The organism is Streptomyces siamensis (genome assembly GCF_039543605.1).
GTDB lineage: Bacteria > Actinomycetota > Actinomycetes > Streptomycetales > Streptomycetaceae > Streptomyces > Streptomyces siamensis.
In genome coordinates, this window is record NZ_BAABKB010000021.1 from 133243 (window position 1) to 158669 (window position 25427).

26 protein-coding genes and 1 pseudogene are annotated in these 25427 nt (G+C 70.9%); 19 read left to right on the forward strand and 8 right to left on the reverse strand.

Translation table 11 applies throughout. The features are described from left to right. Positions 1-105 precede the first annotated feature (105 nt). Complete coding sequence (locus ABEB03_RS25050; protein ID WP_345653641.1) at positions 106-2730, forward strand: hypothetical protein; 2625 nt, start codon at positions 106-108, stop codon at positions 2728-2730. 202 nt (positions 2731-2932) lie between these two features. On the opposite strand, the gene ABEB03_RS25055 is transcribed toward ABEB03_RS25050, so the two are convergent. Continuing rightward, entirely contained in the window at positions 2933-3430 is a 498-nt protein-coding gene (locus ABEB03_RS25055) for a hypothetical protein (protein ID WP_345653644.1), read from the reverse strand. 189 nt (positions 3431-3619) lie between these two features. Between ABEB03_RS25055 and ABEB03_RS25060 the strand changes: the two genes are divergently transcribed. From ABEB03_RS25060 to ABEB03_RS25070, 3 genes and pseudogenes are all read left to right on the forward strand, one after another. Next, positions 3620-5410, forward strand: a complete 1791-nt coding sequence (locus ABEB03_RS25060) for an RNA polymerase sigma factor (protein ID WP_345653647.1) — start codon at positions 3620-3622, stop codon at positions 5408-5410. A 54-nt stretch (positions 5411-5464) separates the two neighbouring features. Next, positions 5465-5818 (forward strand): VOC family protein, encoded by a 354-nt coding sequence (locus ABEB03_RS25065; RefSeq protein ID WP_345653650.1) that lies wholly within the window; start codon positions 5465-5467, stop codon positions 5816-5818. A gap of 75 nt (positions 5819-5893) precedes the next feature. Continuing rightward, positions 5894-6277 (forward strand): annotated as a pseudogene (locus tag ABEB03_RS25070) (sigma factor-like helix-turn-helix DNA-binding protein); the annotation flags it as partial. Between the two features lie 19 nt (positions 6278-6296). Here the strand turns inward: ABEB03_RS25070 and ABEB03_RS25075 are convergent. Next, positions 6297-6722 (reverse strand): pyridoxamine 5'-phosphate oxidase family protein, encoded by a 426-nt coding sequence (locus ABEB03_RS25075; RefSeq protein WP_345653653.1) that lies wholly within the window; start codon positions 6720-6722, stop codon positions 6297-6299. A 127-nt stretch (positions 6723-6849) separates the two neighbouring features. Between ABEB03_RS25075 and ABEB03_RS25080 the strand changes: the two genes are divergently transcribed. From ABEB03_RS25080 to mgrA, 3 genes are all read left to right on the forward strand, one after another. Further along, positions 6850-7017 carry a hypothetical protein gene (locus ABEB03_RS25080; RefSeq protein WP_345653656.1) on the forward strand — a complete coding sequence of 56 codons (168 nt, stop codon included), beginning with the start codon at positions 6850-6852 and terminating at the stop codon, positions 7015-7017. A gap of 126 nt (positions 7018-7143) precedes the next feature. Further along, positions 7144-7437: a DUF1905 domain-containing protein gene (locus tag ABEB03_RS25085; protein ID WP_345653659.1), complete on the forward strand. Its 294-nt coding sequence runs from the start codon at positions 7144-7146 to the stop codon at positions 7435-7437. Between the two features lie 306 nt (positions 7438-7743). After that, positions 7744-8790 carry an L-glyceraldehyde 3-phosphate reductase gene (gene mgrA, locus ABEB03_RS25090; protein WP_345653662.1) on the forward strand — a complete coding sequence of 349 codons (1047 nt, stop codon included), beginning with the start codon at positions 7744-7746 and terminating at the stop codon, positions 8788-8790. Between the two features lie 79 nt (positions 8791-8869). Here mgrA and ABEB03_RS25095 read toward each other — a convergent pair whose 3' ends face one another. Beyond that, complete coding sequence (locus ABEB03_RS25095; protein WP_345653665.1) at positions 8870-9526, reverse strand: DinB family protein; 657 nt, start codon at positions 9524-9526, stop codon at positions 8870-8872. Between the two features lie 844 nt (positions 9527-10370). Between ABEB03_RS25095 and ABEB03_RS25100 the strand changes: the two genes are divergently transcribed. Next, entirely contained in the window at positions 10371-10790 is a 420-nt protein-coding gene (locus tag ABEB03_RS25100; RefSeq protein WP_345653668.1) for a hypothetical protein, read from the forward strand. Here ABEB03_RS25100 and ABEB03_RS25105 read toward each other — a convergent pair. Next, positions 10779-11543 carry an alpha/beta fold hydrolase gene (locus ABEB03_RS25105; RefSeq protein ID WP_345653671.1) on the reverse strand — a complete coding sequence of 255 codons (765 nt, stop codon included), beginning with the start codon at positions 11541-11543 and terminating at the stop codon, positions 10779-10781. The two genes, ABEB03_RS25100 and ABEB03_RS25105, sit on opposite strands and share 12 nt — an antisense overlap. Positions 11544-12210: 667 nt before the next feature. After that, positions 12211-13056: an MOSC domain-containing protein gene (locus ABEB03_RS25110; protein ID WP_345653674.1), complete on the reverse strand. Its 846-nt coding sequence runs from the start codon at positions 13054-13056 to the stop codon at positions 12211-12213. A gap of 166 nt (positions 13057-13222) precedes the next feature. Between ABEB03_RS25110 and ABEB03_RS25115 the strand changes: the two genes are divergently transcribed. Together ABEB03_RS25115 and ABEB03_RS25120 are read left to right on the forward strand one after the other, a co-directional pair. Then, complete coding sequence (locus ABEB03_RS25115) at positions 13223-13780, forward strand: 2'-5' RNA ligase family protein (RefSeq protein ID WP_345653677.1); 558 nt, start codon at positions 13223-13225, stop codon at positions 13778-13780. 238 nt (positions 13781-14018) lie between these two features. After that, positions 14019-14918: a GNAT family N-acetyltransferase gene (locus ABEB03_RS25120; RefSeq protein ID WP_345653680.1), complete on the forward strand. Its 900-nt coding sequence runs from the start codon at positions 14019-14021 to the stop codon at positions 14916-14918. A 104-nt stretch (positions 14919-15022) separates the two neighbouring features. On the opposite strand, the gene ABEB03_RS25125 is transcribed toward ABEB03_RS25120, so the two are convergent. Further along, entirely contained in the window at positions 15023-15280 is a 258-nt protein-coding gene (locus tag ABEB03_RS25125; RefSeq protein ID WP_345653683.1) for a hypothetical protein, read from the reverse strand. Positions 15281-15515: 235 nt separating this feature from the next. Here ABEB03_RS25125 and ABEB03_RS25130 point away from each other — a divergent pair, with 235 nt between their 5' ends. Further along, positions 15516-16355 (forward strand): RNA polymerase sigma factor SigF, encoded by an 840-nt coding sequence (locus ABEB03_RS25130; protein ID WP_345653686.1) that lies wholly within the window; start codon positions 15516-15518, stop codon positions 16353-16355. Between the two features lie 149 nt (positions 16356-16504). Here ABEB03_RS25130 and ABEB03_RS25135 read toward each other — a convergent pair whose 3' ends face one another. Both ABEB03_RS25135 and ABEB03_RS25140 read right to left on the reverse strand, forming a co-directional pair. Next, positions 16505-17371 (reverse strand): AraC family transcriptional regulator, encoded by an 867-nt coding sequence (locus ABEB03_RS25135; RefSeq protein ID WP_345653689.1) that lies wholly within the window; start codon positions 17369-17371, stop codon positions 16505-16507. A 272-nt stretch (positions 17372-17643) separates the two neighbouring features. Further along, positions 17644-18249 (reverse strand): hypothetical protein, encoded by a 606-nt coding sequence (locus ABEB03_RS25140; RefSeq protein WP_345653692.1) that lies wholly within the window; start codon positions 18247-18249, stop codon positions 17644-17646. Positions 18250-18789: 540 nt separating this feature from the next. Between ABEB03_RS25140 and ABEB03_RS25145 the strand changes: the two genes are divergently transcribed. The 8 genes from ABEB03_RS25145 (at position 18790) to ABEB03_RS25180 (ending at position 25365) form a co-directional block, all read left to right on the forward strand. Continuing rightward, positions 18790-20019 (forward strand): MFS transporter, encoded by a 1230-nt coding sequence (locus ABEB03_RS25145; RefSeq protein ID WP_345653695.1) that lies wholly within the window; start codon positions 18790-18792, stop codon positions 20017-20019. A 312-nt stretch (positions 20020-20331) separates the two neighbouring features. Beyond that, on the forward strand, positions 20332-20859 hold the full coding sequence (locus ABEB03_RS25150; protein ID WP_345653698.1) for a GNAT family N-acetyltransferase: 528 nt from the start codon (positions 20332-20334) through the stop codon (positions 20857-20859). Positions 20860-20971: 112 nt separating this feature from the next. Beyond that, positions 20972-21151 (forward strand): hypothetical protein, encoded by a 180-nt coding sequence (locus ABEB03_RS25155; RefSeq protein WP_345653701.1) that lies wholly within the window; start codon positions 20972-20974, stop codon positions 21149-21151. A 103-nt stretch (positions 21152-21254) separates the two neighbouring features. Further along, positions 21255-21668 carry a YciI family protein gene (locus ABEB03_RS25160; protein WP_345653704.1) on the forward strand — a complete coding sequence of 138 codons (414 nt, stop codon included), beginning with the start codon at positions 21255-21257 and terminating at the stop codon, positions 21666-21668. Continuing rightward, complete coding sequence (locus tag ABEB03_RS25165) at positions 21665-22933, forward strand: RNA polymerase sigma factor (RefSeq protein WP_345653707.1); 1269 nt, start codon at positions 21665-21667, stop codon at positions 22931-22933. Before ABEB03_RS25160 ends, ABEB03_RS25165 begins: the two co-directional genes overlap by 4 nt. A 27-nt stretch (positions 22934-22960) precedes the next feature. After that, positions 22961-24190, forward strand: a complete 1230-nt coding sequence (locus ABEB03_RS25170; protein ID WP_345653710.1) for a sensor histidine kinase — start codon at positions 22961-22963, stop codon at positions 24188-24190. Further along, positions 24162-24857 carry a response regulator transcription factor gene (locus ABEB03_RS25175; protein ID WP_345653714.1) on the forward strand — a complete coding sequence of 232 codons (696 nt, stop codon included), beginning with the start codon at positions 24162-24164 and terminating at the stop codon, positions 24855-24857. The genes ABEB03_RS25170 and ABEB03_RS25175 overlap by 29 nt, the downstream gene beginning before the upstream one ends. A 157-nt stretch (positions 24858-25014) precedes the next feature. After that, positions 25015-25365 carry a hypothetical protein gene (locus ABEB03_RS25180; RefSeq protein ID WP_345653718.1) on the forward strand — a complete coding sequence of 117 codons (351 nt, stop codon included), beginning with the start codon at positions 25015-25017 and terminating at the stop codon, positions 25363-25365. Positions 25366-25427 lie beyond the last annotated feature (62 nt).

A 25427-nucleotide genomic window follows, 5' to 3' on the forward strand; every position in this document is an offset into this window, starting at 1 on the left:
GAACGGGCATGGTGGGCTCCTGCGTCCGGTATCAGGGGATCGGTGACCAGCCGTCCGGACTGCGGGACGGGTGCGTGAGACGGCCCGGTGGAAGGTCCAGGGGGAATGAACGTGGTAGGTCCGGGGGAGCCGTTGGAGCCGGTCAGCAGCGATCTGGCACCGTCGGTCGACAGCTGGGTGAGGGCTTTTCGCAGCACCGTCATGGTGCCGTTGCTGAGCGGCGACGAACCGCTGACGCTCGCACAGGTCGCCGCCTGGCTGACGGCACGCGCCCCCGGAACGCGGGAGAGGCAACGGAGGTTGGGGAAGGCGGGCGCGGACCGGTTGCGGAGTGTGCGTTCGGGGCGTGACGAGATGTCGGTGCAGCGAATGGTGTCGGGACGGCTGGTCCCCACCCGGGACGTGGTGCTCGATCTGCTCCAGTTGCTCGGCAACCGCGGCCCGCAGCCGAGCCGGGAGTCGGCCGAGAGCCTGTGGCGGCTGTACCGGCCGGCTCTGCGCAGCCGCCGTCCCGATGTCGCGGAGGCGTACGACGTCATCGACGAACGCGACGCAGCCCGCGCGGAAGCGGCGGTACTGCGCCGGCAGGTGAACGTACTGGAGGCCGAGCAGGGCCGGGCTCTGCTCGGCCTCACCCGGGCCAGTCTGAGACTCCTCGGCGTGCACCGTGCTCTCGCGGCCGCGCACAAGGAACTGGAGACCGGCACCCGCGCCACTGAACGTGCCCGAGCGGAGGAACAGCGGACCAGGCTCCATTGGGAAGCGGCCGTGGACCGCCTCGACCGGCTCAAGGACGCCTATGAGCGTCTGAGCGAGCAGGCCGTGGCCGCGCAAGAGGAATCCGCAGAGGACCGTGCGGAGTGGCAGGAACGCCAGACTCTCCTGCTGGAGCGTCTGTCCCGGGCCGAGGAGGACCTCGCCCGGGCCGTCCAGGACGCCCAGAACGCTCGCGAGGACCTGGAGCACGAACGCCGTTCCGCCCGCCGAACCGCATCCCGGGCACAGGACCAAGCCGATCTCAGCCGGGCCGACGCCGCCAAGGCGCGACAAGAGGCAGCCGCGAGCGAAGCCCGCCGACTTGCCGAGGCGGCGGTCTCGCAGCACGCCCTGCACGACGCGGAACTCCACCACGCGCAGGCCATGGACGCGATCGCCCACCTGGAAGGAGAACTGCGCCAGGCCCGAACGGAGTTGCGCGAGGCCCAGCAGCGCGTGGTGCGCGCGGACGCGGAACTGGTGCAGACGATGAGGGAACGGGCGGTGGAGGCCGATGCCCAGGACGTCCTGTCGCAGGCACTGGCCGCGATGCGGGCCGATCAGGACCTCGGCGGGTTCGCGGTGATTGCCGCGGCGCCCGAATCGCCGTCCTCGGACCCCGAGGCAGATGCCGCACCCCCTGCTCAGGGTGGCACGACGGCCTCCGCCATGGGTGTCGGCGTAGGGGCGCACACCCCACCCGGACCGGACGGCGACCCGGTTGCGCGGGGCGGCGGCGACCAACGCGGACAAGTCGGCGGCCCTGGCCCGCAGGGCGGCTGCCACGGGGGACGAGCCGGCGACTCCCGCCCGCAGGACGGCGGCCGAGGTGGACAGGTCGGCGGTCCGGGTGGACAGAGCGGCGACCAAGGCGAACAGGTCGGCGGCCCTGGCCCGCGGGGCGGCGGAAGCGCTTCGGCAGGCGGGAGGGATCCCGCCGAGGACGCGACGGCCCGCTCCCCGCATGACGCTCGGACCGCAAGCCGAGCGGAACCGGCGGCAGCCCCCACACGAAGCCGCCCCGAGCAGCGCCGGAGCGGTCGCCTCGCGCACTCGCCGTTCACGGCGAATCCGCACTGGGGCCCGAACCGCGTCGCGAGAGTCGCGCTGCTGGTGACCGCAGTCCTGGCGCTGTTCGTGGGTCTGCCCGCCCTGGCGTGGTGGTCCTGGGGCCGGGACACCCCGCTCGTGGCCGGCCGTGAATCACCCAGGGCCGGCGACTCGTCCGGGGCGAAGACGTCCCCGAGTCTGCCGCCCCGACCGGCCAGGGACACCGTCGTCGACATCGGCGACCAGCCCGTCAACACCGGATCGATCATGAACCTGCCGGCCTGCGCGAGTTCTGTGTACTCCCTGCGACTGGCTTCCGAGCACAACACCTACACCGGCCGGAACCCGCACCTGACCTTGACGGTGGAGGCCGCCGAAGACGCGGAGGGGGTGCCCTGCCGCGTGAACGCCAGCCGCGCAGGCGCACTTCTGACGCTCACCTCGGCGGATCAGGACGCCGCGCTCTGGAAGTCGTCCGCCTGCGCCGACGGTCACTCGGGTCCCCGCTGGCTGCAACTCTCCCGCATTCGGCCCGTCACGGTCGACTTCCACTGGAACCGCCGAGCCACCGGAGAGGACTGTGACACGGGCACCGCGGCGCCCTACACCACCTACCTCGCGGAAGCCTCCCTGTCCGGCGCCGACGAAGTACGGACCAGCTTCGTCCTCGCACACAAAGTCACACACTCCCCGACCACGCCGTCGCCGACCCCGTCGGCCGGCAGGTCCTCGGCGACGCAGAACACGACGTCCGGCGGCTCCAACGGCTCGATCGGGGGCCTGCTGTCCGGAGGCACGGGGCAGGCGACCCCATCGGACACCGCAAGCCCTTCCGAGGACCCGACCGGTGTCAATGGCGCCGGCGGCGCCAACGGGGCCAACGGAGGAGGAGATGGATCCTTCTTCGGCGGTCCGGCGGGCTGACCTGCCCTGTCCGGTCCGACGGCTCCCGGACACGCGGCGAAGAGGCGGTCGTGGACCTCGCCCGCGCCCGTCCTCGCCCGCCGACGACGGCGGGCGATTCGCCGAAGTGGCCCTGGTATGAGGTGATCCTCCCTAGCATGAAGTGCTGGACGGGCGCACCGTGACGGCGGAGGAGGGGCATGGGCGCGGGGGACGACTGCTGTCAGGGACCTGTTGTGCCTCTACTGCGGGAGAACAGGTCCGTGGCTTCAGCGCGGGGGACGGCGGGACTGTCGTCGGCATCGGGTGTCGCCTCGGGCGGGGCAGTGCCGGGCGTCACCGCGCCGGAAATCGGGGGTGTCACCTCGGGCACGGCCGTGTCCGGTGTCGCCGCGCCGGAATCCAGGGGCGCCGGCGGCTGCACGTCCGGCGGGGCCGCCTGCCGGACCTGCATCTCCTGCGCGTGCGTCGCCTGCGTCAGCTCGACCGCCTGCTGGGCCGTCAACTGCCCTGTGACATGGCCGTGCTTGAGCAGCCAGCGCAACTGCCGCTGCGAGGGCGCTAGCGCCCGCGCGGACAACGCGTCCACGATGTGCCCGCCGAGACGGACCACCGCCATGACGAAGGCGGCGAGCATGAGACCGCGCCATCCGTACGAGGCGCTCAGCTCCGTCAGGGACGTGCCATTGGCCGCCGCGAGCGCTGGAGAGAAAGCGTTCATCGCGACCACCCGCGGGCCTCGACGGAACGGCGGGGCGTGGAACGCCCTCCTGTACGGATCATGGGTGCCTCCTCGGGCTCGGGGCCGTACGGAGGGTCAGGCCGGGTCCGGCGGATTTTTCCCGGCTCCCCGCCAAGATTCTTCGAGAACTTCTCCGGCTGCCGATGGCCGCAGCTCACGGGGGCAGCGATGACTGAGCCGGTCTTCTCCCGCGCACTTGCCGACGAGACGGACGAGGGACTCCTCCGGCTTCTGGAGCAGGGCCCCGCCTTGTTCGCACGGGTCGATGTCTATGCCGTGATCGCCGCGCGCCATCGCCCCGCCGTACTGAGCTTCGTCGCCGGACGGGTGGACGCCGACGACGCCCTCGACATCGTCCAGGACACGTTCGTCGACGCCTTCCGCTACTTCGACCAGCACACGTCGCTGGGCCCGCCGTACAGGCTGGAGGCCTGGTTGATCGAGGTCGCCAGGCGCCGTGTGCTGAAGTTCTGGTCGCGGGGCCGCAAGGAGCGCCCCGGCCTGTCCGGCGGCACCGTCGAGGAGTTGAAGGAGCGTGAGCGTGTCATCGAGGAGGGCCACGACCTCCTCCGCCTCGAACAGGTCCACCGGATGCTGGAGACGGTGTTCAAGAGCCTCGACGACGAGCAGCGGGACCTCTACCGGCTGCGGAACCTCGGCGGGCTGACGGGACGGGAGATCGCCGCACGCAAGGGCCAGGACGCCAACGCCGTCAGCAAACAGTGCACGAAACTCGACAAGTTGGTGGCGTCCCGGTTCCACGTCCTGCTGCTCGTCCGCGAGGGCGGCACCCGCTGCGCCGCACTGCGTGAACTGCTGGCGGACCACGAGCGGCAGCACGGCCCCCGCTACACCGCGGCCCTCGCCGAGCGCGTGGTCGAGCACTACAGCACGTGCCGGACCTGCGGCAACTGCACCGTCTGCCGCACCACTCAGCAGCGACTCATCTGGCAGGCCGCGCCGGTCGCCGTCCCGGTCGTCCTCGCCACCGCCTTCCGCGAGCGCGTCGAACTCGCCCTCCAGGAAGTCGCGTACGCCGCCGACGCACCCGCCCGCTCACCCCAGCCGCCCTCGTCGCCACCCGGGCCTCCCGGCGGCCGGCCACCGGGGACGGGTAGGACGATCAGGAGACGGGTCGTCCGGACGAGCGTGGCCCTCGGCGCGGCCGCCGTCCTCGCCGTGCTGGCGATCAGGTCCGTCACCGCGGGCACGGACCCGCAGACCGGCGCGGACCAGCGGTCCACGGCCGCCTCCTCGATCGTCTCCGCGATGCTCGACCAGAAGCTGGTGGCCTTCGACGTCAACGCCCGGCCGCCCGGCGACCCGGACTTCTTCGTCGGGCAGGGCCGTCTCGACATGAGCCGGAAACCCGTCAGGGCCGCGACGCACGTGCTGTACGACTACGGCGAGGGCCACGCCTGGAATCCTCCGGACATCGTGCTGATCGGTGAGCGGGCCTACGTCACCCCCGACAACACACCGGGTGCCACGGGTGCCGACGCCTACGGAACCACCAAGATCGTCTCCGCCACCCCGGCCGCCACCGACATCTCTGTGCGCAACGCCCTGGAGGCCCAATGGCTCGCCCAGCCGGCGGACTTGGCGGCGCTCATCACGAAGGCAGCCGGGTTCCAGGACAAGGGCGTGCAGAGTGGCGGGCACGAACTCCGAGGCACCACCGCTCTGAAGGACCTGGCCGCCGATCCGAGCGTAGGAGCCTTCTACCGGCCGTACCTGAAGACCTCTCCGACCCGGACGGCCACCTTCGTGCTGACCACCGACTCCCGACATCTGCCGAAGTCCCTCACCCTCGACATCCCCGTCACGCGCACCGACGGCTACACCGGTGAGAAGCCCGTCGACACCTTCACCCTCACCTACGGGGGCTGGGCCGACGGCAAGCCGATCACCGCCACCGACCCGAAGGCACCGAGCCCGCAATGGGGCGGACAGAACTAGCTCCGCTCAAGAGGTGTCTGGTTCTCGAAGCGCCGGCGGGCCTAGGCTCGGAAGATGACCTTGGAATGGGAACAGGTAATCGTGCACGCGCAAGATCCGGTGACCTTGGGACAGTGGTGGGCGGAGGCTCTTGGCTGGGTCGTGGTCCGCTCCTCCGGCGAGGAGTTCGAGATCCGGCAGGAGCCGGATCGCCTGCCGGGGTTGGAGTTCGTCCGCCTCGAGGAGAGCAAGAAGGCCAAGAGCCGACTCCATCTCGACTTCAGGCCCGACGACCAGGACGCCGAGGTGGCTCGCCTGGTGGCCCATGGCGCCCAGCGCGTCGACATCGGCCAGGGCGAACAGTCGTGGGTCGTATTGGCGGACCCCGAAGGCAACGAGTTCTGTGTCCTCAGCCGGCGGCGCCAGTAGGGCCCACCCCCCGGTCGACTGATGGCGCGGCGCTCGGCGCGGGCGTAGCCGCGGCCGCGTCCGTGCCGTCGGGCGGTACTGACCGACCCCTACGAGGACCCCGAGCGGTCGGCCGAACTGGCCGACTCGGTGTCGATGGCGGCACTGCTCCTGCTCGAACGGCTCACCCCGCTCGAACGCGCGGCGTTCGTGCTGCGCGAGGTGTTCGCGTTCGGCTTCCCGGAGATCGCGGCGGCGGTCGGCCGTTCGGAGGCGGCGTGCCGTCAACTGGTGGTCCGGGCACGCCGGCACATGGACGCGGGCCGGCCCCGCTTCGAGGTCGACCGGCGCGAGCGTGAGGAACTCGCGACACGCTTCTTCGACGCCTTCGCCGAGGGGGACGTCGACGCGCTGCGGGAACTGCTCGCCGCCGACGTGCGGTTGGTCGCGGACAGCGGTGGCAAGGCACCGCAATGGGCCGACGGGCGGTCCCCTCGTGTCAGACCGCGCCCAGATCGGCGGTGAACCAGCGCTCCGGCCGCATACGGACCACGACATGATCGGCGAGTTCTGTCTCCGCCCATGCCGAGTACCGGTCGAGTGCCTCCCCCGAGAGATAGCGGGCCGCCAGGTCGCGATGGAGGGTGCTGCTCCCTTCGGACACTTCGACGACCGGCCCTTCGACCGAGACGTACCGAGGTGTCGGCTCGGTGCGCTGGACCAGCAGGCTGAAGCGGCCGGCCGCTCTGATCAGTCTCATCTTCCGCGAGTCCGCACCGGTCAGGATCCACGGCTGACCGCCCGGCTCGTAGCCGTACCAGATCGGCACGACCAGCGGTCCGCGGTCGTCGCCGGACGCGACGCCCAACGCGGCTACGTGGGGCTCGGCCAGAAAGGCTTCCCGTTCATCCCGTGAAAGTGCCATACGCCGACCGTACGCCCGGCCACTGACAACGGGTCCGCCGCAGCCGAGGATCACGTGGGCGACGCCCGGTAGGGCCCTGCGGTGCCATGTCGAGAAGGAGTCGAACGGCAAGTACCACCTGTGGGGCGTGGGGTTCCCCGGCGGCACGAAGGTGACCAATTCGGGGTCCGCCACGGGCACCGTGTCCACGGACAAGTCGGGGCGGTTCGACGTCGACGGCCTCAGCGGCAGCAAGTTCGTCGTGAAGACGGGCAAGGGCAAGGCCGAGCTCACCTGCGCAATGGTCAAGCACTGAGGGGCGCCGCTCACCCGGTAGTCGATGAGTCGACGGATGGACAAAGATGCGGGAAAGTCGGCCGCGACACAGCCCTTCGGCACTGATCGCCAGACCTGAACGCCCTGGGGGAAGCAGACTGGCCTCATGGAGTTCGCCTTTTCCGGCCGAGTGATCGAGTGGCGTGGGCCGTCGCCGTACTATTTCGTTCCCGTGCCCGACGACGAGTCCGCCGACATCCGTGAGGTGGCCGCGATGGCCACGTACGGCTGGGGCGTGATCCCGGTCGAGGCCCGGATCGGCGAGGTCGCCTTCCGGACGTCCCTGTTCCCGAAGGACGGCGGCTACCTGCTGCCGCTCAAGGTCGCCGTGCGCAAGCCGGGTGGCCTCTCGGCAGGGGACGACGTGACCGTGGAGATGTCCGTCCGACTCCAGCCCTGACCGGTCGGGCACCGGGTCCGGTACCGGTCCGACCGCCGGAGACGACCGGCTGGCGAGCAGGCCGGCGTCGAGTTCGCCGCCGCCGATGCGGTCGAGGTCGCGGGGGCGCCCAGCTGCTCGAAGCGCAGAGTGACCCCGGGGTGACGTGATGCAGTGGTCACGCCGCCGAGCGGTCGTCATTGAGAAGCGGGAGCACTCAATCCCACAAGTACGCTCTGTTGGACTTCCCGGGCCGCTGCCCGCACCGTTGATGAAGCGATCCCCACCGGGGCACGTCCCCGCCATGACCTCATCACGGAGAACCTCATGAACCACGTCGCGGCCCCCGACCGCTACGACGGCACCATGCTCTACCGGCGCACCGGCCGATCCGGACTGGACCTTCCCGTCCTGTCGCTGGGGTACTGGCACAACTTCGGTGACGACAAGCCGTTCGAGACCCAGCGGCAGATCGCCCTGCGCGCCTTCGACCTCGGCATCACCCACCACGACCTCGCGAACAACTACGGCCCGCCCTACGGAGCCGCCGAGCTCAACTTCGGCAAGCTCATGCGACAGGACCTCGCCCCCTACCGGGACGAGCTGATCGTCTCCACCAAGGCCGGATGGGACATGTGGCCCGGCCCGTACGGCCAGGGCGGCGGGTCGCGCAAGTACGTGCTCGCCTCACTGGACCAGTCCCTCGAGCGGATGGGCCTCGACTACGTCGACATCTTCTACTCCCACCGCCTGGACGCCTCCACCCCGCTGGAGGAGACCATGACGGCTCTGGACACCGCGGTACGACAGGGCAAGGCGCTGTACGTCGGTATCTCCTCCTACGACGCCGAGCGCACCCGGCAGGCCGCGGCCATCCTCCGCGACCTCGGCACCCCCCTGCTCATCCACCAGCCGTCGTACAGCATGCTCAACCGCTGGATCGAGACCGACGGGCTCCTCGATGCCGCCGCCGACGAGGGGTTCGGCGTCATCGGCTTCACCGCCCTGGCTCAGGGCCTGCTCACCGGCCGCTACCTCGACGGCATCCCCGAGGACTCCCGCGCGGCCCAGGACAAGTCCTTCGACACCGGCTGGCTCAACGACGACACCCTCCAGCGACTGCGCGCGCTGAACGACATGGCCGCCCGCCGTGGCCAGACCCTCGCTCAGATGGCACTCGCGTGGGCCCTGCGCGACGAGCGCGTCACCTCCCTCGTCATCGGTGCCTCCCGCACCGAGCAGCTGGAACAGAACATCGCGGCCCTCACCAACCTGTCCTTCACCGCCGACGAACTCGCGGAGATCGACAAGCAGGCGACGGTCGAGGGCGGCGTCGACCTGTGGCAGCAGGCCCGAACCGGCACCTTGAGCTGACCCCGGCTCGCCGCTGCCTGCTCGGGCCGGTCCGGTCATCCAGCTCCGTGCCCTGGGCGGCCGGGCGCGGCGAGGCTCCCTACGCCCGGACCGTGCCGTCCCACCGCCAAGCGGTCAGGCGCGGACGCCCGGGCAGTTCGGCACGTCCGGTGGCCCACAACAGAGTGGGCCACGGGTCCGTGGACGACGGTGCGTCGGGGAACAGCCGGGCCAGTACCCGCGAGCACAGCTCGGCAGGCGGGTTCCATGCGAGCCCGAGCCCCTGTGCCAGGTCGTGCGTGTGGACCAGGGTCTCCACGATGCCCATGGCGGCGAAGCCCTCCGGGTCCGATACGCCGAAGACATGGTGGGCGCGGGTCTGCGGAGGCGCTGTGCGGGCCATGGCGATCAACAGTGCCCCGCTTGCCTCCAGGACCTGCAACAGGCCGTCGGGCCCGGCCTTCCGGTCCGCGTGGATGGCGTTCGCCGGACCGCCGGGCCGTCGGCTCTCCCACACGAAGGGAACCTCACGGCCCAAGGGCGGGGTCCTGAGCCCCAGTTGCGCGGCGTAGGCGAAGAGGTCGTCGCTGAGGTGCTCCACCGTTTCCCAGCAGTCCCACTCCAGCGAACCGGCCTTGCCTTCCCACGCGGTCGCCGGTGCCTGGCGCAGGGCCGCCACGGCGAGCCGTACGGCGAGATCGAGGTCGTCCGCGGTGACGGGGGACTGGGAGGGGCCGGTCTCGGCTGATCGGGACATGGCGGGACCGTACCGCGACCGGAGAGAACCACGCCCCTCCTTTGATCACTGGTCCCGCTCGCTCCGGCGGACAGAATCCATGGGCGTCCTGTCGCTCGGGCTGAGGACGCGGCCACGGCGGCGCAAGCGGACGAGGCGTCCCGGCCCGCGCTCGGACGAGGCGCCCCGGCCCGCGCTCGGACGAGGCGTCCCGGCCCGCGCTCGTAGCGGCGGTGGAGCGGACGGGGCGGAGCCGTAGCGTGCCGAGCCCATCGTGGTGGACAACCACCGTCACCGGCGACGAGACTGGGCCCCACCACACACTCACCAAGACTTCTGCTCGGTGATGGAGTCGGTGCGGGGCTCGTGCCCCTTCTCCGCGCCACCACTGGACGGTTCCAGGCGGCGACCACGGGTCGGTTCATTCGGGCACCGACGACCCCGGTGGGCCGTCCCGCCGGGCAGCGAAAGGGACTCGCCGTGCCCACGGCGAACTACCGTTGCCTGCTGCGCACCCCGGGCGCCGCAGCCTTCTTCCTTCCCGCATCGCTCGGACGTGTCGGTGTTGCGATGACCAGCCTCAGCCTCGTCTGGCTCGTGCACAGCCATACCGGCGCCTTCGCCGAAGCCGGCCTGGTCGGCGGCGGGTTCGCGGTGGCCGAGGCGCTCGGGGCGCCCCAAGTGGACCAGCAGGGGGGCGGGGGCATCGGAGGTGACCAGGGACACGAGGACGGCCGCTGCCAGGGCGTGAGCGAGCAGCGCGACTCGCTGGGCGGCCCTGCTGCGCGACGGCCGAGCGGACGAACTGCCCACCGCGTTCGCACTGGAGTCCGTCAGCAACGCGGTGGCGTACCTGGTGGGCCCGATGCTGGTCAGCGCACTTGCCGCGGCCGGACACCCCGTGGTCGGCACGGTGTCGGCCGCCTCCCTGTCCGTGGCCGGCGGCCTGATGCTCGCGGCGCAGCGCGGCAGCGCGCCCCGGCCGGTGTGCGGTGGCGCGGTGCACGCGCGTGAGGAGCGGTCGTTGCTGCGCGGCGCCGTCGTCGTCCTGATGGGCCTCAATCTCGCGATCGGCGTGTTCTTCGGTGCCATGCAGGTGTCGGTGACGGCCTTCGTGGTGGAGCACGGCACACCGGGCGCCGCGGCCCCGATCTTCGCGGGGCTCCGACGACGAAGTGAGGCCACCCGCCATGCGTCGTCCGGATGTGTGGCTTCGACCCGGGCACGCTGCATCGGCGCCCGGCTCGCCGGCCGGACGCCGATACAGCTCAGGTCAGGCCGGTGAGGTGCCCGCCCGCCCGAAGTGCCGGGCGAAGAACCGGACCGCGCTGTCGGACTCGAACCGCGGGAGCTCCTTGTGGCGGCCCGCGTTGGCGTGCAACGTCTTCTCCTTCGAGGCGAAGGCGTCGAACAGCGCCAGACCGGACGCGCGCGGGATGTGCTCGTCGTCCCACTGGAGCATGAATTCGATCGGGACAGTGATCTGCTTCGCCGGCTCGGCCAGGGCATCGGGCCAGTGGAGACCGAAGACCGCTGCGGTGATCCTCGGTTCGACGGCCGTCAGCGGCACCCCGATCGCGGTGCCCATGTTCAGCCCGAAGTAGCCGACCGGCCCATCGGTGCCGATCTCCGGAAGTTCCTGGAGGGCGTCGAGGGTCGCCTGCCACTCGGGCACGGCGCGTTCCGCCAGTTGGGCGTTGTAGCGGACGACGATCGGGCCTTCCGGTTCGCCCGCCTCCCTCGCCCGGTACAGGGCGGCGATCTCCTGCTCGTCGTACGCCGTGCGAGGTCGGTCGCCGTGACCGGGCGCGTCGATGCAGGCGACATGGAAGCCGCAACCGGTCACGAGGAGGCGTGCACGGCCCGTCATGGCCGGCCACCTCTTGTGCGTGCCGCCGCCGTGGCCCATCAGTACCAGGGGCGCACGCTCGGGGCCGGACGCAGGCGACCAGAGCACGCCGGGGACACCGTCCACGGCGAAGTCGCGTTCGACGACACCGTTCGATGTCGTCTCCGCGGTGAAGTGCACAGAATGCATGGGGTGTTGCCTTTCGGAAGTGCCTTCGTTGACGGGGCACTCCCGGCGACGCCTATGTCGATGGCCCGACCGTGACGGCGAGGGCGAGGGGGAGCACCCATGCGGATCCAGCGGTCATGGGTCTCACCTCCTCGGGCGGGGTCACGGTCGACCGGAAGCTATCAGCTCGGTCGTCGGCTCGACCAACGCTTTTCCCGCCCCTCCCGCAACACGTCCGACGCGGCAAGAGCCCCGCCACGTGCCGGCGCAGGGCCAGTTCGCCGCCCCGACCACCGGCGGTCGCGACGACCGTCAGGAACGGCTGCTCGGAGCAGGGTGAGAAGAGCAGGCCGACACACGGGTCCGAGATCCGCGCCTCCGGCCCGGTGAGCGGCATGCTGAGGGCAATCTGTGAAGTGGCGCGGGATGGTGGTGCGGTGCACGGCATGGCAGGGGACGGAAGGCCCGCGGAGGCCGGTCCGATGGACGGGATCGGTACCTACCACGCGGCGGCGGTGCACGCCCGAGCTCAGATCTCTGCGCTCCTGGCGGCCGTCCGGCTGGTCGACGAGGCGTGGACGGCTCCGTCGGGTCGCATGACAGCCGACCGCCCGGGTCCTTCCGGCCGGTCGACGGCGATGTGACGGGTCGACGACCGGTGCCGCAGGGGGGCCGGACTGTGGCCGGCTCAGGCCTCGTCCTCTCGTACGATCGCATCGCCCAGGCGGACCGTGCCGGGTTCGAGGACGTCCAGATACACCCCGAGGCACGCCAGCCGGCCCAGGTCGAAGACAGGTACGCGGTGTTCGCGGGCGATCGTCCGCATGACGCCCGGGTCGGCGTCGAGCTCGTCGTGGCGGAGCGTGGGCACCACACAGCGGGGTGTCGGCACCTGTACGCGGAACAACGCCTCGCCGACGCGCAGTCGACGGCCCTGCCAGGTGTCCTCCACGAAGGGCGGTTCGCCACCGGTGTCCGCGACCAGGTTCGGCCGGAAGCGTCGCGGGTCGAAATCCCCGGCGGGACAAGCCTTTTGGAGTCCTGCGAGGGAGGACGACGTGACCAGATGGACCTTGCCGAAGTCGAAGAACGTGCCCGACGCCACCGTGCCGACCGTGATGGTCTCCCCGGTCGCGTCCACGGACGCCGTCGCCCGCACCGCGTCAGGGACACCGCCTTCGTACTCGGGCACGGCGCGCTCCAGCGTGCTCCGAGCCGGCGCGCTGTCCGCGAGGAAGACCTGACGGCCCAGCAGCTCGGACAGCCGGGCATCGAGTTCGGGGTCCCCGACCGTGTGGGAGGTCCCGTCGGGAAGGTCGACCTCGACAGTGCGGTCACCCGCCGACCGGCTCCGGCAGCCCAGGAGTTGCCCCCACTTCCGCGGGTGCTTGACGCTCCCGACGGCACCCCTCTCGTCGAGAACGGCGTGCGTCCGGTCTCCGGTCAGCCCCGTACGCGTCACCGCCACGGACGCCAGAGCCTCGCCGAGCATGGACTTCACCGGATACCGCCACAGTGCCGCTACCGTCCCCATGGAGATCGATTGTCGCCCGCAACTCGGCCCGACCGGACGGGCGATGCGATGCGATGCGAGAGGTTGCGTCCGGACCGACGGGGTGGTGAGGCAGCGGGCGTCCCGTGCTGCCGCTCTTGGCGCTGTTCGATCGCCGTCCTTCACGACCTCTTGATACACATGTGCGATGGCGGACGATGACTCGGGCACGTTGCAGGCGGGGCAGACGGGATTGATCGTGAGGATCACGGAGGCGGAACCCGCCGTGCGAGCGTGGCGTGAACGACTGGACCCTTCGGCGCGTGTGGGTGTCCCGGCCCATGTCACCGTGCTCTTCCCGTTTCTCCACGAGCGGCGCATCGACAGCGACACCCACACCGCCCTGGGTGAAGTGATCGGGCGGCACCGGCCGTTCGAGGCCCGGTTCGCGCGGTGCGGAGGATTCCCGGGAATCCTGTACCTCACGCCCGAACCGGAAGCACCGTTCCGCCGGCTCACGGAGGCGATCGCGGATCGCTGGCCCGAGACTCCGCCGTTCGGCGGGCAGTTCGACGACGTGGTGCCCCACCTGACCGTCGCCCAAGGGCAGGACGCCGCTGTCCTTGAGCAGGTCGAGACCGGCCTTCGCCGCCGATTGCCGGTCACCGCATCCGTGTCGGCGGTCGATCTCATGGTCTACGACGGAGTGCGGTGGCAGCCACGGGCCTCGTTCCCTCTCCAGGAACGCCCGCTGTCCCAGCCGTAGTTCGTGATCCCGGCAGTCCTCGCGGCGATCCGTCGACCCCCCATCACAGGACCGCGGAAATGCGTGGACGGAGCAGCGGAAGATCACGTACTGTGTGGCTTCACGCCCATAGACGGACGGAAGGAGGCGAGTGCCGTGCAGTTCACACCTTTCCAGCGCTCCCGTTTCCGCTGTCCCGGCGTGGTTCGTCAGTTCTGACCGGGAGCGCTCCAGCAGCCTGTATCCCGGAGGAATTTCCATGACCGATCTGGTCATCCGCGCGCTCTCCGCGAGCGACGCCCATCTCTTCGACGCACTCCCCGACCCGCTGGGCGCCCGTGAAGGCCACCGGCGAACCCGGTTCCGCCCCGACTGGAAGCGTGTGGTGCTGCGTGACGGCGAGGTCGTCGCGCGCGCTGCGTGGTGGGGCGGCCCCGACGACTCGGAGCCCGTCAACATCAACTGGTTCGACGTGGCAGAGGGCGAGGAGGAGGCGGGGGCCGAACTCCTGCGCTCCGCTCCCTGGCAGGTCGAACTCGAGATCAACCTGCCCGGCGACTGGCGTGACGAGCCCGGCCTGCGGGCCGCCGGCGAGGCACGCTTCGCCGCCGCACGAGCCGCCGGGTACGAACTCCTGGTGGAACGCTTCCTGTACCGGTGGACCCCGGAGCAAGGCCTGCCCGAGCGTCCCGGACGCCTGCGCTTCAGCGCCGAGCCCGACGACAGCGTGTTCTTCGACGCGTTGCGCCGCATCCACTCCGTCACCCTGGACACCCACGCGCTCAGGGCCATCGAGAAGGGCGGCCTCGACCAGGCCGCGCAGGAGGAGATCGACTTCTTCCACTGGTGCCCCTCCCCGCGGGAGTGGTGGCAGGTCGCGCACACGCCGGAGGGCGACCTGGCCGGCATCCACATCCCGGCCCACAACCCCTCCGGACCGACCATCGGCTTCATCGGAGTCGTCCCGGAACACCGCGGTCATGGCTACGCGTACGACCTCCTCGCGGAGTGCACCCACTTCCTCGTGAAGGAGGGCGCGGAGGTGGTCAGCGGAGCCACGGACCACGGCAACTTCCCCATGGCCGCGAACTTCGCCAGGGCCGGATTCCCCGTCGTCCGTGAACGCATCAACTTCCACCCGGCGGGTCAGTCGGCCTAGCGAGGGACAGCACACGATGGGCGGTCCGGTCCAAAGGCGGGCCGGGCCGCTCGCCAGTGCCCTGTGGACTGCCGGCCGGGGCAGCCTCGGGAGGGCACGAGCGACTACGGAGCGACCGCGGCGTTGAGCCCGTAGTCGAGCTCCGCACCGTCGACGAGCACCGCCTCGACCGTACGCGTACGGGGATCGATGTCGGCGACGATCCCTTCTCCGGCATAGCGGGGGTAGCCGGTCGCGCCTGTCTCGCCGGTCGCTTCGACGACGGCCGATCGCACGGCTGCCTCCTCCGCGGAAACACGGTCCGTGCCCTCGATGTACTCGGGGACCAGCAGGACGGTGAAGCGCTGCGGCTCAGTAGTCATGCTCCTGAATTTAAGTCCCTGCCCCGCAGACCGCGGGGCAGGCGCACCCGGTGGGTCGCGCGGAGGCGGAGCGACCGGGCCGCCGTACGGGTGGTGCGAACAGGTTGCCGCACGGGTGGTGCGAACAGGCCGGCTCGGAGGTCCTGTGCATGCGGGCCGCCGATGGGGGTACGCGCTCCTTCGTCGGCCGCTATAGGCCGTCATTGCGGGGCACGATGCAGTGGGAGGGCTTGAGATGACGGTGACGAAGACGGTGGACGCACGGACGGCCGGGCTGCCGGAGATCGCCGACCCGTCGCAGGTCGCCCCCCGCGACGCCCGGGACATGTCGAGGCAGTTCTTCGACCGGCTCGCCACGCTCGAAGAGGGCACGCCGGAGCACCAGTACGCACGCAACACGCTGATCGAGATGAACATCTCCCTGGTCCGCTACGCGGCGGCCCGTTTCCGCAGCCGCGGCCCCGAGGAGATGGAGGACATCGTCCAGGTCGGCACCATCGGACTGATCAAGGCCATCGACCGGTTCGAGCTGACCCGCGAGGTCGAGTTCACCTCCTTCGCCGTGCCCTACATCGTCGGCGAGATCAAGCGGTTCTTCCGCGACACCTCCTGGGCCGTGCACGTGCCCCGCCGTCTGCAGGAGGCCAGGGTCCAGCTCGCCAAGGCCACCGAGGAACTGCGCAGCCGGCTGGGCCGTACCCCGACCGTCAAGGAACTGTCCCAGCTGATGTGCCTGAGCGAGGAAGAGGTCAACGAGGCCCGCCTCGCCTCCAACGGCTACAACTCCTCCTCCCTCGACGCCGCCATCAGCACGAGTCAGGACGGCGAGACCGCACTGGCCGACTTCATCGGCGCCGAGGACAACGCCCTGGAACTCGTCGAGGACTTCCACGCCCTGGCCCCTCTGATCGGCGAGCTGGACGAGCGGGAACGCCGCATCATTCACATGCGGTTCGTCGACGAACTCACCCAGGCCCAGATCGGCGAACACCTCGGCGTCTCCCAGATGCACGTCTCCCGACTGCTGTCCCGCACGCTCACCAAACTGCGCCGAGGGATGCTCACCACCCAGTGACGCACGCGGCGCCACGCGACCGTCGAGCGATGCTGTGCCCCCCTCGTGGTCGTGCGCTGCGGCCGACCGACCGGTCGACCGGGTCGACCCGGTCGACCCGGGTCGGCCGAGGCGCTCCGAGCCCGGACGCGCCGCGGCCGACGCTCTGATCAGCCTTGCTCCCGCTCCACCGGAAGCCACAGTTCGGCGTCGGCCTCGGTGCCGCCCGGAGACAGGCGGGTGCGGAGGATCTCAGGGCCGGGGCGGCTGCGGTACGGGTTGGACGGGAACCACTGCGTGAACACGTCCCGCCACAGCTCCTGAATGGCCTGTGGCGCCGGTCCCGAGGTGGTGAAGACGGCCCAGGTGCCGGCCCCGACCGGCAGGACACTCATGCCGTCCGGTGCGGCCGACGACGTGATCACCCCCTGGTAGTAGTCGAGTTCGGTGCCCTCGGCGCGACTCGGGTCCAGGTCGTCGCAGACCGCGACAATGCCGTGCGGCTCCTGGTCCGACAGCTTCTCCAGGAGTTCCCGGGACTGCGGTTCGATCCCGCGGACGAAGTCGATGATGGCCTGGTTCGGCCCTACGTGCACCAGTGGCACCCGGGCCTTCAGGCCGACGACGGTGAAGTCCGGCCTGTCCACGACGCGATAACGCATGCTGCTGCTCCCTTCGACGGTGAGGCGGAAGGTGAGCCGGGGCTGCGAGACGAGCGCGCAACCGGTGCGCCGGGCCTCGCCGGGGCCGACACCGTGCACGGTGCGAAACGCCCGCGCGAACGCCTCGCCCGAGCCGTAGCCGTACCGCACCGCGATCTCCAGCAGCGTCCGGTCCCCGGCGAGTACTTCGGCACCCGCGACAGTGAGCCGACGACGTCGGATGTACTCCGACAGGGGCATGCCCGCGAGCGCGGAGAACATCCGACGCAGGTGATACTCCGAGGTGACGGCGATGTGCGCCAACTCGGCCACGTCGATGGACTGGTCGAGACGGTCCTCGATGTGCTCCATCGCCTGGTTGAGCCGATCCAGCACGCCCGGTCCCCTTCCTCTTCGGTAATCACCACGCTAGGCAGCGTGCGTCCTGCCGGACCCGACATTCTCTGCCCGTTCGGATCGGGTGGGGGGACTGGCCGGGCGCACTCGGCATCCACCAGGTGTCAGGTGTCAGGCGTCTGGTGTCTGGTGCCAGGTGTCTGGTGTTGGTGCGACGTCCTGGGCGACGACGGCGCGCAGGGGGAGAGGGCCGGCGACGGCCTCGCCGGTGAAGGGCGGCCGGACAGGGGCGCAAGCCCACTCCGGACCCGTCAGGGACGCAGACCCGCCCGCCTGAGGGTGACCTCGGACAGGTCTGCGATCGCCTGCCCGTCCCCGCGACGCCACGCGTCGGCGAGGCCGCCGGGCGGGGAGGGAACCGCCTTGAGGCTGCGCAGCGGTCCGGTGAGTGCTCGCAGGGCGAGGAGGTCGGCGCCTCCGGGGGCGTCGAGGAGACGCCGGGTGGTGACGCTCCGCCGGATCCAGAGCAGTCGCGGGGGAAGCCACAGCACCAGGACGAAGGCCACGGGGAGGACGATCAGGGCGAGTGCGGTCAGGTTGGCCACGTGTCCCACCGTGTCCTGCAGCGACTGTCCGGCGTCGGAGAGATTGGTGCCGGCGCCCGCGGCGGACTCGAGCGGTTTCTTCAGGGTATCTCCGACGAGTGGCACCTTCGAGGCCGCTTCGCTCGCGTCACCGAGACCGGAGGCGAGGCTGTCGCCCGCGCTCTCCGCCTTCCGCCCCGGCTCGGCCAGCAGCATGATCGCGTCGCGGACGACCAGGGCGAACTTCACCGCGAGCGCGATGAGCGCCACGGCGATCAGATCCGCGAGCACCTGACGGATTCGACGCGCTGGTGTCTGGGCGTAGAGGCGCATGGCGTGCTCCTGTTCCGGCGAGGGCGTCGAAGAGGCCGGCTCCACCCGGGTGAGGTGCAGCACTCGTCATGGCAGGGTCGGCCGATCGCTTGACCGTACGTGGCACTGGACTCTTCCACGGGGCTGCGGGGGTAAACGCCTTCGACGTGTTGCGGGAACGGGCCCGCGTCCCCCGCACGGACGGGGCGATCCGCGGCCCGGCCGAAGGTCGGCAGGCCCGGACGGTGTCCGGTCCGCGGGGCCGTAGGTGAACCGGTGCCGGGCCCGCCGCTCCGGCCGCGGTGGCCGCGGTGGCCGCGGTGCGAGCGGGCTCGAGGAGAGCGGTCCGATGAAACATGACGCAGGTCACGAGACCGTGCGGCTCGATCTTGGAATGTGCGGCATCTTTCGGCTGCTGTAATTGTCCTGGGCTTGCCCTGTTCTGAGGGCGCGCCGGGCAATGGAGCTCAGCGCGACCGGCCGCGGAAGACCGGAGACGATCTCGCCGTCCCCCGGCTTCCTCACCCCTGGACCGCTGTCTTCGAAAGGCTCTACCGCACCATGCCACTGGCCCTGCTCGCCCTGGCCGTTGTCGCGTTCGGCATCGGCACGACCGAGTTCGCCACGATGGGGCTGTTGCCCCAGATCGCCGACGGGATCGGTGTGTCCGTACCGCACGCTGGCAATCTCGTCTCGGCCTACGCCCTCGGCGTCGTCGTCGGCGCCCCCGTGTTGACGGGCATCGGTGCGCGCATACCCCACAAGCGACTTCTGCTCCTTTTGTCCGGGTTGTTCGTCATCGGCAACACCGCGTCCGCGCTCGCACCCAACTTCGGTCTGCTGTTCGCCGCACGTTTCCTGGCAGGTCTGCCGCACGGAGCGCTGTTCGGAGTGGGCGCCGTGGTCGCCTCTCGGCTGGTCGCCCCCGAACGGGCCGCGCGGGCCGTGTCGAAGATGTTCCTCGGACTGACCATCGCGAACATCGTCGGCGTCCCGGCCGGCACCGCCCTCGGGCAGCAGCTGGGCTGGCGGTCCGCCTACTACGCGGTCGCCGTCATCGGCCTCGTCGCTCTCGCCGCGCTGGCCGTCTTCGTTCCGCACCAGCCTCGCGGCCGGCAGTCCGGGATCAAGCACGAGCTGCGGGCGATGAACAACAGGCAGGTCGCGATCGGCCTGGGCACGGCCGTCGTCGGCTTCGGCGGATTCTTCGCCGTCTACAGCTACCTGGTGCCCATGCTGACGCACCTGACGGGCATCTCCGACTCCTCGACCACCCTGGTCCTCGCGCTCTACGGCGTCGGCATGACGCTCGGCACGCTGGTCGCGGGCCCCCTCACGGACCGTGCCCTGCGACCGACGCTGTACGCGGGGCTGGCGCTGCTCGCCGCGGGGCTGGTGGCCTTCTACTTCACCGTGCACAGCACTGTGCCGGCTCTGGTGACGATCACCTTCATCGGCGCGATGGGCGCCCTCATCACCACGCCCGTCCAGATGCTGCTGATGGCCAAGGCGAAGGACGCTCCGACGATGGCGGCGGCCTCCAACCACTCCGCCTTCAACCTGGCCAACGCGGGCGGCGCCTGGCTCGGCGGTCTGGCCATCTCGGCCGGTTGGGGCTGGGCCTCGCCCAACCTGGTCGGCGCGGCACTCGCCGTGGCCGGCCTCGGTCTCGCCTTCACCGGAGGCCTCATGGACCGGGACGGCCGACGCTCCAAGGTGGTCACCACCTCCGCTGCGGAGACCTCGGCGGAGGCCGGACACGTCACGGCGGTGCCCGGAGAGCGGGGATAGCGGCTGGGCCGTCGGCCTGCGGGGCACGCCGGCGGCCGCCGCGGTGGCAGGCCCACCGACCGTCGTTCACCTGAGGCCACGGAAATCCGGTGCTCGGCTTCGATGTCGAGGCCGATCGGGTCGTCCTCCTGGTCGAGCCGATGGCCGGGTGATTGCGGTCCTGGGTGCCCGGCCGGTGACGTAGTAGGTGAGGCCCGGAAAACATGGACGCTGGTGCGATCGCGGCTCGACCTGCCCCCGCCGTCGTGGTGCCTCTGGTTGCAGCCAGGTCCCCCCTGCGGACCACCGCAGACCGCTGGCTACTCTGGCGCCATGGCCGAACCCCTGTATCTCCGACCCGTTGCCGAACATGACCTCGCCCTGCTGGAGCGTCTCTACGAGGACCCTTCGGAGGCGGGGGAGCTCGGGTTCTTCGGCTATCGCAACACCGGCCAGTTGCGCCGGATGTGGGCCGAGCAGGGTTTCATCACCGCGGGCGGCGGGCGGCTCGCCATCGTCGCGGGCGACGACCGCTTCGTCGGTGAGGTGCAGTGGCGTCAGGTCCTGCAGGGCCCGGCCTCGACGTGCTGGAACATCGGCATAGCGCTGTTGAGCGCCGAGCGGGGCAAGGGGTTCGGCAAGCGTGCCCAACGCGAGCTCGCCGAGTACCTGTTCGCCCATACTCAGGTCAACCGGGTCGAGGCGAGCACGGAGCTCGCGAACGTCGCGGAGCAGCGGGCACTGGAATCGGCCGGCTTCAGTCGCGAAGGGGTCCTGCGCGGGGCCTGCTTCCGCGGCGGCGCCTGGCGGGACATGGTCATGTACTCCATACTCCGGGACGACGTCGCTCTCAAGGCGTAGTCGACGTCCCGCTCACGGGCGCAGGAAGCCCGGCACGTCCACGGCAACGAAGGCATCTGTGCGCCGCTGCTTCCTCTGGGCAGCCTCCGTACGGGCTCTGTAGCGTACGCGTATGGGTATGCCGCGCATGACCCTTCAGACCCGACAGGTGCTGCGGGCTCTGCTGGAGGACCCGGCCGAGCAGCGGTCCGGCCTGGACCTCTACCGCCTCACACAGGACCGCGCCGTGCAGGCCCGCGACGCCCTCGCGCGTGCCCGCGGAGCCAGGAGAGAGCCCGGGCGTGGCCGCTGAAAAAAGATCTGCGGACACATGTCGAGAACGGCGGACGGGCTCCGACGTCTCCTGCGAGAGGCGCCCCCACCGGGATGCCCCGCCGATGCATGAGGAGAGTCCGATGAAGTACCTGGTGATGATCTACGGCAATCAGGCCGACTACGAGTCCATGAACGGCAAGGCCGGCCCCGGGCACCCGGCCTGGACGCAGGCGGAGCTGGGCGCCATGTTCCAGTACATGGAGACCCTCAACAAGGAGCTCATCGAGTCCGGCGAGATGGTCGACGGCCAGGGCCTGTCGGAGCCCCGGCAGGCGGTCGTGATCACCTCGGGTGCCGACGGGGCGCCGGTCGTCTCGGACGGCCCGTTCGGCGAGACCAAGGAGGTGCTCGCCGGCTACTGGGTACTGGACTGCGCCGACACCGAGCGGGTCACCGAGATCGCCAAGCGCGTGCACGCCTGTCCTGTGCCCGAGGGAGCGCCCCGGAGCGACGTGGTGATCCGGCCGATCATGGAAGCGCCCACTGGAGCGTGAGTTCGCCCGACGCGACGGAGGACCTGCTGCGCGACAACGCGCCGCAGGTCCTCGGCGCACTCGTACGCCGGTACGGCCATTTCGACGCGGCGGAGGACGCCGTACAGGAGGCGCTGCTCGCGGCGGCCCAGCAGTGGCCCGAGGAAGGTGTGCCGGGCAATCCGCGCGGCTGGCTGATCCGGGTGGCATCGCGCCGGCTGACCGACCAGCTGCGCAGCGAGGAGGCGCGGCGGCGCCGGGAGGAGACCGCGGCGGCGCTCACACCGTGCGACGACTTCCACGCTCCGGCCCTCGACGAATCCCGCGTCGCGTCCGAGGACGACACCCTCCTCCTGCTCTTCCTGTGCTGTCATCCGGCACTGAGCAGACCGTCCCAGATCGCTCTGACGCTGCGCGCCGTGGGCGGCCTGACCACGGCGGAGATCGCCCGTGCCTTCCTGGTCCCGGAAACCACCATGGGCCAGCGGATCAGCCGTGCCAAGAAGACCGTCAAGGACGCAGGCGGACGCTTTCGGCCACCGGAGCCCACCGATCTGCCGCACCGTATGAGCGCCGTGCTCCAGGTCCTCTACCTGATCTACAACGAGGGCCATACCGCCACCTCCGGCACGTCGCTCCATCGCGCCGAGCTCTCCGCCGAGGCGATCCGGCTGACGCGCACCGTGCACCGTCTGCTGCCGAAGGACGGCGAAGTGACCGGCCTGCTCGCGCTCATGCTGCTCACCGACGCCCGCCGGGCGGCCCGTACCGGACCGGGCGGCGAACTCGTCCCGCTGACGGAGCAGGACCGCGGCCGCTGGAACCACGAGGCCATCGACGAGGGCGTCGCGCTCGTGTCCCAGGCTCTTACCACCACCGCGCTCGGCCCGTACCAGTTGCAGGCCGCCATCGCCGCGGTCCACGACGAGGCGCCCACCGCCGAGGACACCGACTGGCCGCAGATCCTGGCCCTGTACGACCTCCTGGCGCGCCTGGCGCCCGGCCCGGTGGTCGAGCTCAACCGCGTCGTCGCCGTGGCCATGGTGCACGGCCCGCGGGCGGGCCTGGACCGACTGGCCGAGCTGGAGTCGGAGGGCACCCTGTCCGGCACACACCGGATGGAGGCCGTCCGGGCACACCTCCTGGAACGGGCCGGGGACGTCGAAGGCGCCCGGGCCGCGTACCAGGCGGCGGCCTCGGCCACGCTCAGCGTGCCCGAGCGCCGTTACCTCCAGCTTCGGACGGCGGGGCTGGGGCCGGACGCGGGCGGGCGTGCCGATGCCTGATCGGTCCGTCGCCCCTACCGTTGTCACATGGCGGTGATCAACGGCTGGAGACGGGGAGGACGAGCCCGGGGCCGAGCGGTGAACTTCGCGGCCGTGGCCGTTCTGCTCGTGCTCTCCGTCGCGGCCGCGTCCATCGAACCGCACCAGCACCTGTTCTCGTTACGGTGGTCCGCCGTCGTCCTGGCGACCGTGGGCTGCGGGGCGTTGCTGTGGCGGCGACGTCACCCGGTCGGCGTACTGGTCGTCACCGTGTGCTGCGGGGCGCTCTTCCAGATTCTGGGTTTCCGGGACAGCCCCCTGGTGGTGAGCCCGGTGCTGGTGTCCGTCTACAACATGGCCGTGCGGACCGACCGGCGCAGTGCCTGGCTGTCGGCCGCCGCGGCGGCCGCCGTGCTGGTGGGGACCGACACGATGTTCGCCTCCAGCGCCTGGCTCGAGCCCGACAAGGTGGCCATGCTGGCCTGGACGGCCCTGCCCGCCGCCATCGGGGACGGGGTGCGCTCCCGCCGCGCCTACGTGGCGGCGGTCGAGGAGCGCGCGGAGCACGCGGAGCGCACCCGTGAACAGGAGGCCCGGCAGCGGGTGGCGGCCGAACGGGTCCGCATCGCCCGCGAGCTGCACGACATCGTCACCCACCACATCGCCCTGATCAACGCTCAGGCAGGCGTGGCCGTCCATCTCGTGGAGCAGCGGCCGGAACAGATCCTGAGGGCCCTGGAGGACATCCGCGACACCAGCCGTTCCGTGCTCGACGAGCTGAGGGTGACGGTGGGCCTGCTGCGGCAGTCCGGCGATCCCGTGGCGCCGCGCGGCCCCATGCCGGGGCTGGCAGAGGTACCGGCCCTGCTGGCGTCGTTCGAACGCGCGGGGCTCGCGGTGAGCCAGGTCCTGTCCGGGACGGCCGAGCCGCTCGAGCCGGCTGTCGACCTGGTCGCGTACCGCATCGTCCAGGAGTCCCTGACCAATGTGCACAAGCACGCCGGGGCGGGCCGTGCGAGGCTCTTCCTGCACTACCACCGTGAACGGCTGACCATCGCCATCGAGGACGACGGGGCCGCCGGTCCCACGCAGGTCTACGCGGGCACGGGGCACGGACTGATCGGCATGCGGGAGCGGGCGGCCACGGTGGGCGGAAGGCTGCACGCCGGTCCGCGCCCCGAGGGCGGGTTCAGCGTGACGGCGGAACTTCCGTTGCGGGCCGGCCAGGCACGGGACCGGAGAGAGGACCATGACGATTCGCGTACTGCTTGCCGATGACCAAGCCCTGCTGCGGGGCACGTTCAGGATGCTGTTCGACGCCACGGAGGACATGGAGACCGTGGGCGAGGCGTCCAACGGGCACGAAGCGGTGGAACTGGCCGTGGCGCAGCGCCCGGACGTCGTCCTGATGGACATCCGCATGCCCGAGATGGACGGCCTGGAGGCGACCCGGCTCATCAGCGAGTCGGAGGGCCTCGGCAGCGTGAAAGTACTCGTTCTGACCACGTTCGAGGAGGACGAGCACGTCGCGGAGGCGCTGCGCGCGGGTGCGAGCGGCTTTCTCGGCAAGGGTGCGAGCCCTGAGGAGCTCCTCGACGCGGTCCGCACGGTCGCGGCCGGTGAGGCGCTGCTGTCTCCCTCGGCGACGCGAGCGCTGATCACCCGCTTTCTCGCGCAGCCGCAGTCCTGCCCGACAGCCGTGCACGAACGGCTGGAATGCCTGACACCCCGCGAGAGCGATGTCACGAGACTCGTCGCGCAGGGCCTGTCCAACGAGGAGATCGCCCAGCACTTGTTCGTGAGCCCGCTGACGGCCAAGACCCATGTCAACCGGGCCATGACGAAACTGGCGGCCCGGGACCGCGCCCAGCTCGTGGTGATCGCCTATCAGTGCGGACTGGTCAGTCCGGTGCCCGGCTCGGGGCAGACGCCGGTCGACGCATGACCGCGGCAGAGGGCCCGCCGAGGTGCCCGTACTTCTGCCGCGGTGGTAGTCCGGCCCGACGCCTACTACGGCAGCGGTAGGGAGAAGTCGCTGCGCGGGGACGACGCGGAGCGCACGGTCCATGAGTCAAGGTGGAACCCTGAACGGAGGTTTCACCATGAACCAGGCCCACTGCAGGAACAGGAACCACGGCGGCACGCCCACCAGCAGGCATGCGTCCCCCTCCGGACCCTCCGGATTCGTGACCGGCGCCCGCGTCTGCGGCATCGCTCCGCGAGCGGGCGCACTGGGCGAGCGCACGTCCTGCGAGGCCCGGCGCCAGGACCACGTCGTCGCCGCACCGGCAGCGCCCCACCTGGCCCTGCTCCGCGACGTCCTCGCCCATGGCGGTCAGGACGACCCGCCCGTCCACGTGCCGCCGCGTCGGCGCAGCCCGGAGCGTGCTGCTCTCGCGGGTGAGCTCACGCTGGCCGAATGGGTCAGCAGGACGCAGCGTGTCGGGCGCTGACCCGCGGGAGCACTCGCTCCGGTGCGGCCACGGGACGCGAACCCGCGAGCGTCACGTCGCGG

What these genes read in the sequence shown, in the direction of transcription:
- ABEB03_RS25050 (WP_345653641.1), top strand. Translation starts at nt 106, where the DNA reads ATGAACGTGGTAGGTCCGGGGGAGCCGTTGGAGCCGGTCAGCAGCGAT.
- ABEB03_RS25055 (WP_345653644.1), bottom strand. Translation starts at nt 3,430, where the DNA reads ATGAACGCTTTCTCTCCAGCGCTCGCGGCGGCCAATGGCACGTCCCTG.
- ABEB03_RS25060 (WP_345653647.1), top strand. Translation starts at nt 3,620, where the DNA reads ATGACTGAGCCGGTCTTCTCCCGCGCACTTGCCGACGAGACGGACGAG.
- ABEB03_RS25065 (WP_345653650.1), top strand. Translation starts at nt 5,465, where the DNA reads ATGACCTTGGAATGGGAACAGGTAATCGTGCACGCGCAAGATCCGGTG.
- ABEB03_RS25075 (WP_345653653.1), bottom strand. Translation starts at nt 6,722, where the DNA reads ATGGCACTTTCACGGGATGAACGGGAAGCCTTTCTGGCCGAGCCCCAC.
- ABEB03_RS25085 (WP_345653659.1), top strand. Translation starts at nt 7,144, where the DNA reads ATGGAGTTCGCCTTTTCCGGCCGAGTGATCGAGTGGCGTGGGCCGTCG.
- mgrA (WP_345653662.1), top strand. Translation starts at nt 7,744, where the DNA reads ATGAACCACGTCGCGGCCCCCGACCGCTACGACGGCACCATGCTCTAC.
- ABEB03_RS25095 (WP_345653665.1), bottom strand. Translation starts at nt 9,526, where the DNA reads ATGTCCCGATCAGCCGAGACCGGCCCCTCCCAGTCCCCCGTCACCGCG.
- ABEB03_RS25100 (WP_345653668.1), top strand. Translation starts at nt 10,371, where the DNA reads ATGCTGGTCAGCGCACTTGCCGCGGCCGGACACCCCGTGGTCGGCACG.
- ABEB03_RS25105 (WP_345653671.1), bottom strand. Translation starts at nt 11,543, where the DNA reads ATGCATTCTGTGCACTTCACCGCGGAGACGACATCGAACGGTGTCGTC.
- ABEB03_RS25110 (WP_345653674.1), bottom strand. Translation starts at nt 13,056, where the DNA reads ATGGGGACGGTAGCGGCACTGTGGCGGTATCCGGTGAAGTCCATGCTC.
- ABEB03_RS25115 (WP_345653677.1), top strand. Translation starts at nt 13,223, where the DNA reads ATGGCGGACGATGACTCGGGCACGTTGCAGGCGGGGCAGACGGGATTG.
- ABEB03_RS25120 (WP_345653680.1), top strand. Translation starts at nt 14,019, where the DNA reads ATGACCGATCTGGTCATCCGCGCGCTCTCCGCGAGCGACGCCCATCTC.
- ABEB03_RS25125 (WP_345653683.1), bottom strand. Translation starts at nt 15,280, where the DNA reads ATGACTACTGAGCCGCAGCGCTTCACCGTCCTGCTGGTCCCCGAGTAC.
- ABEB03_RS25130 (WP_345653686.1), top strand. Translation starts at nt 15,516, where the DNA reads ATGACGGTGACGAAGACGGTGGACGCACGGACGGCCGGGCTGCCGGAG.
- ABEB03_RS25140 (WP_345653692.1), bottom strand. Translation starts at nt 18,249, where the DNA reads ATGCGCCTCTACGCCCAGACACCAGCGCGTCGAATCCGTCAGGTGCTC.
- ABEB03_RS25145 (WP_345653695.1), top strand. Translation starts at nt 18,790, where the DNA reads ATGCCACTGGCCCTGCTCGCCCTGGCCGTTGTCGCGTTCGGCATCGGC.
- ABEB03_RS25150 (WP_345653698.1), top strand. Translation starts at nt 20,332, where the DNA reads ATGGCCGAACCCCTGTATCTCCGACCCGTTGCCGAACATGACCTCGCC.
- ABEB03_RS25155 (WP_345653701.1), top strand. Translation starts at nt 20,972, where the DNA reads ATGGGTATGCCGCGCATGACCCTTCAGACCCGACAGGTGCTGCGGGCT.
- ABEB03_RS25160 (WP_345653704.1), top strand. Translation starts at nt 21,255, where the DNA reads ATGAAGTACCTGGTGATGATCTACGGCAATCAGGCCGACTACGAGTCC.
- ABEB03_RS25170 (WP_345653710.1), top strand. Translation starts at nt 22,961, where the DNA reads ATGGCGGTGATCAACGGCTGGAGACGGGGAGGACGAGCCCGGGGCCGA.
- ABEB03_RS25175 (WP_345653714.1), top strand. Translation starts at nt 24,162, where the DNA reads ATGACGATTCGCGTACTGCTTGCCGATGACCAAGCCCTGCTGCGGGGC.
- ABEB03_RS25180 (WP_345653718.1), top strand. Translation starts at nt 25,015, where the DNA reads ATGAACCAGGCCCACTGCAGGAACAGGAACCACGGCGGCACGCCCACC.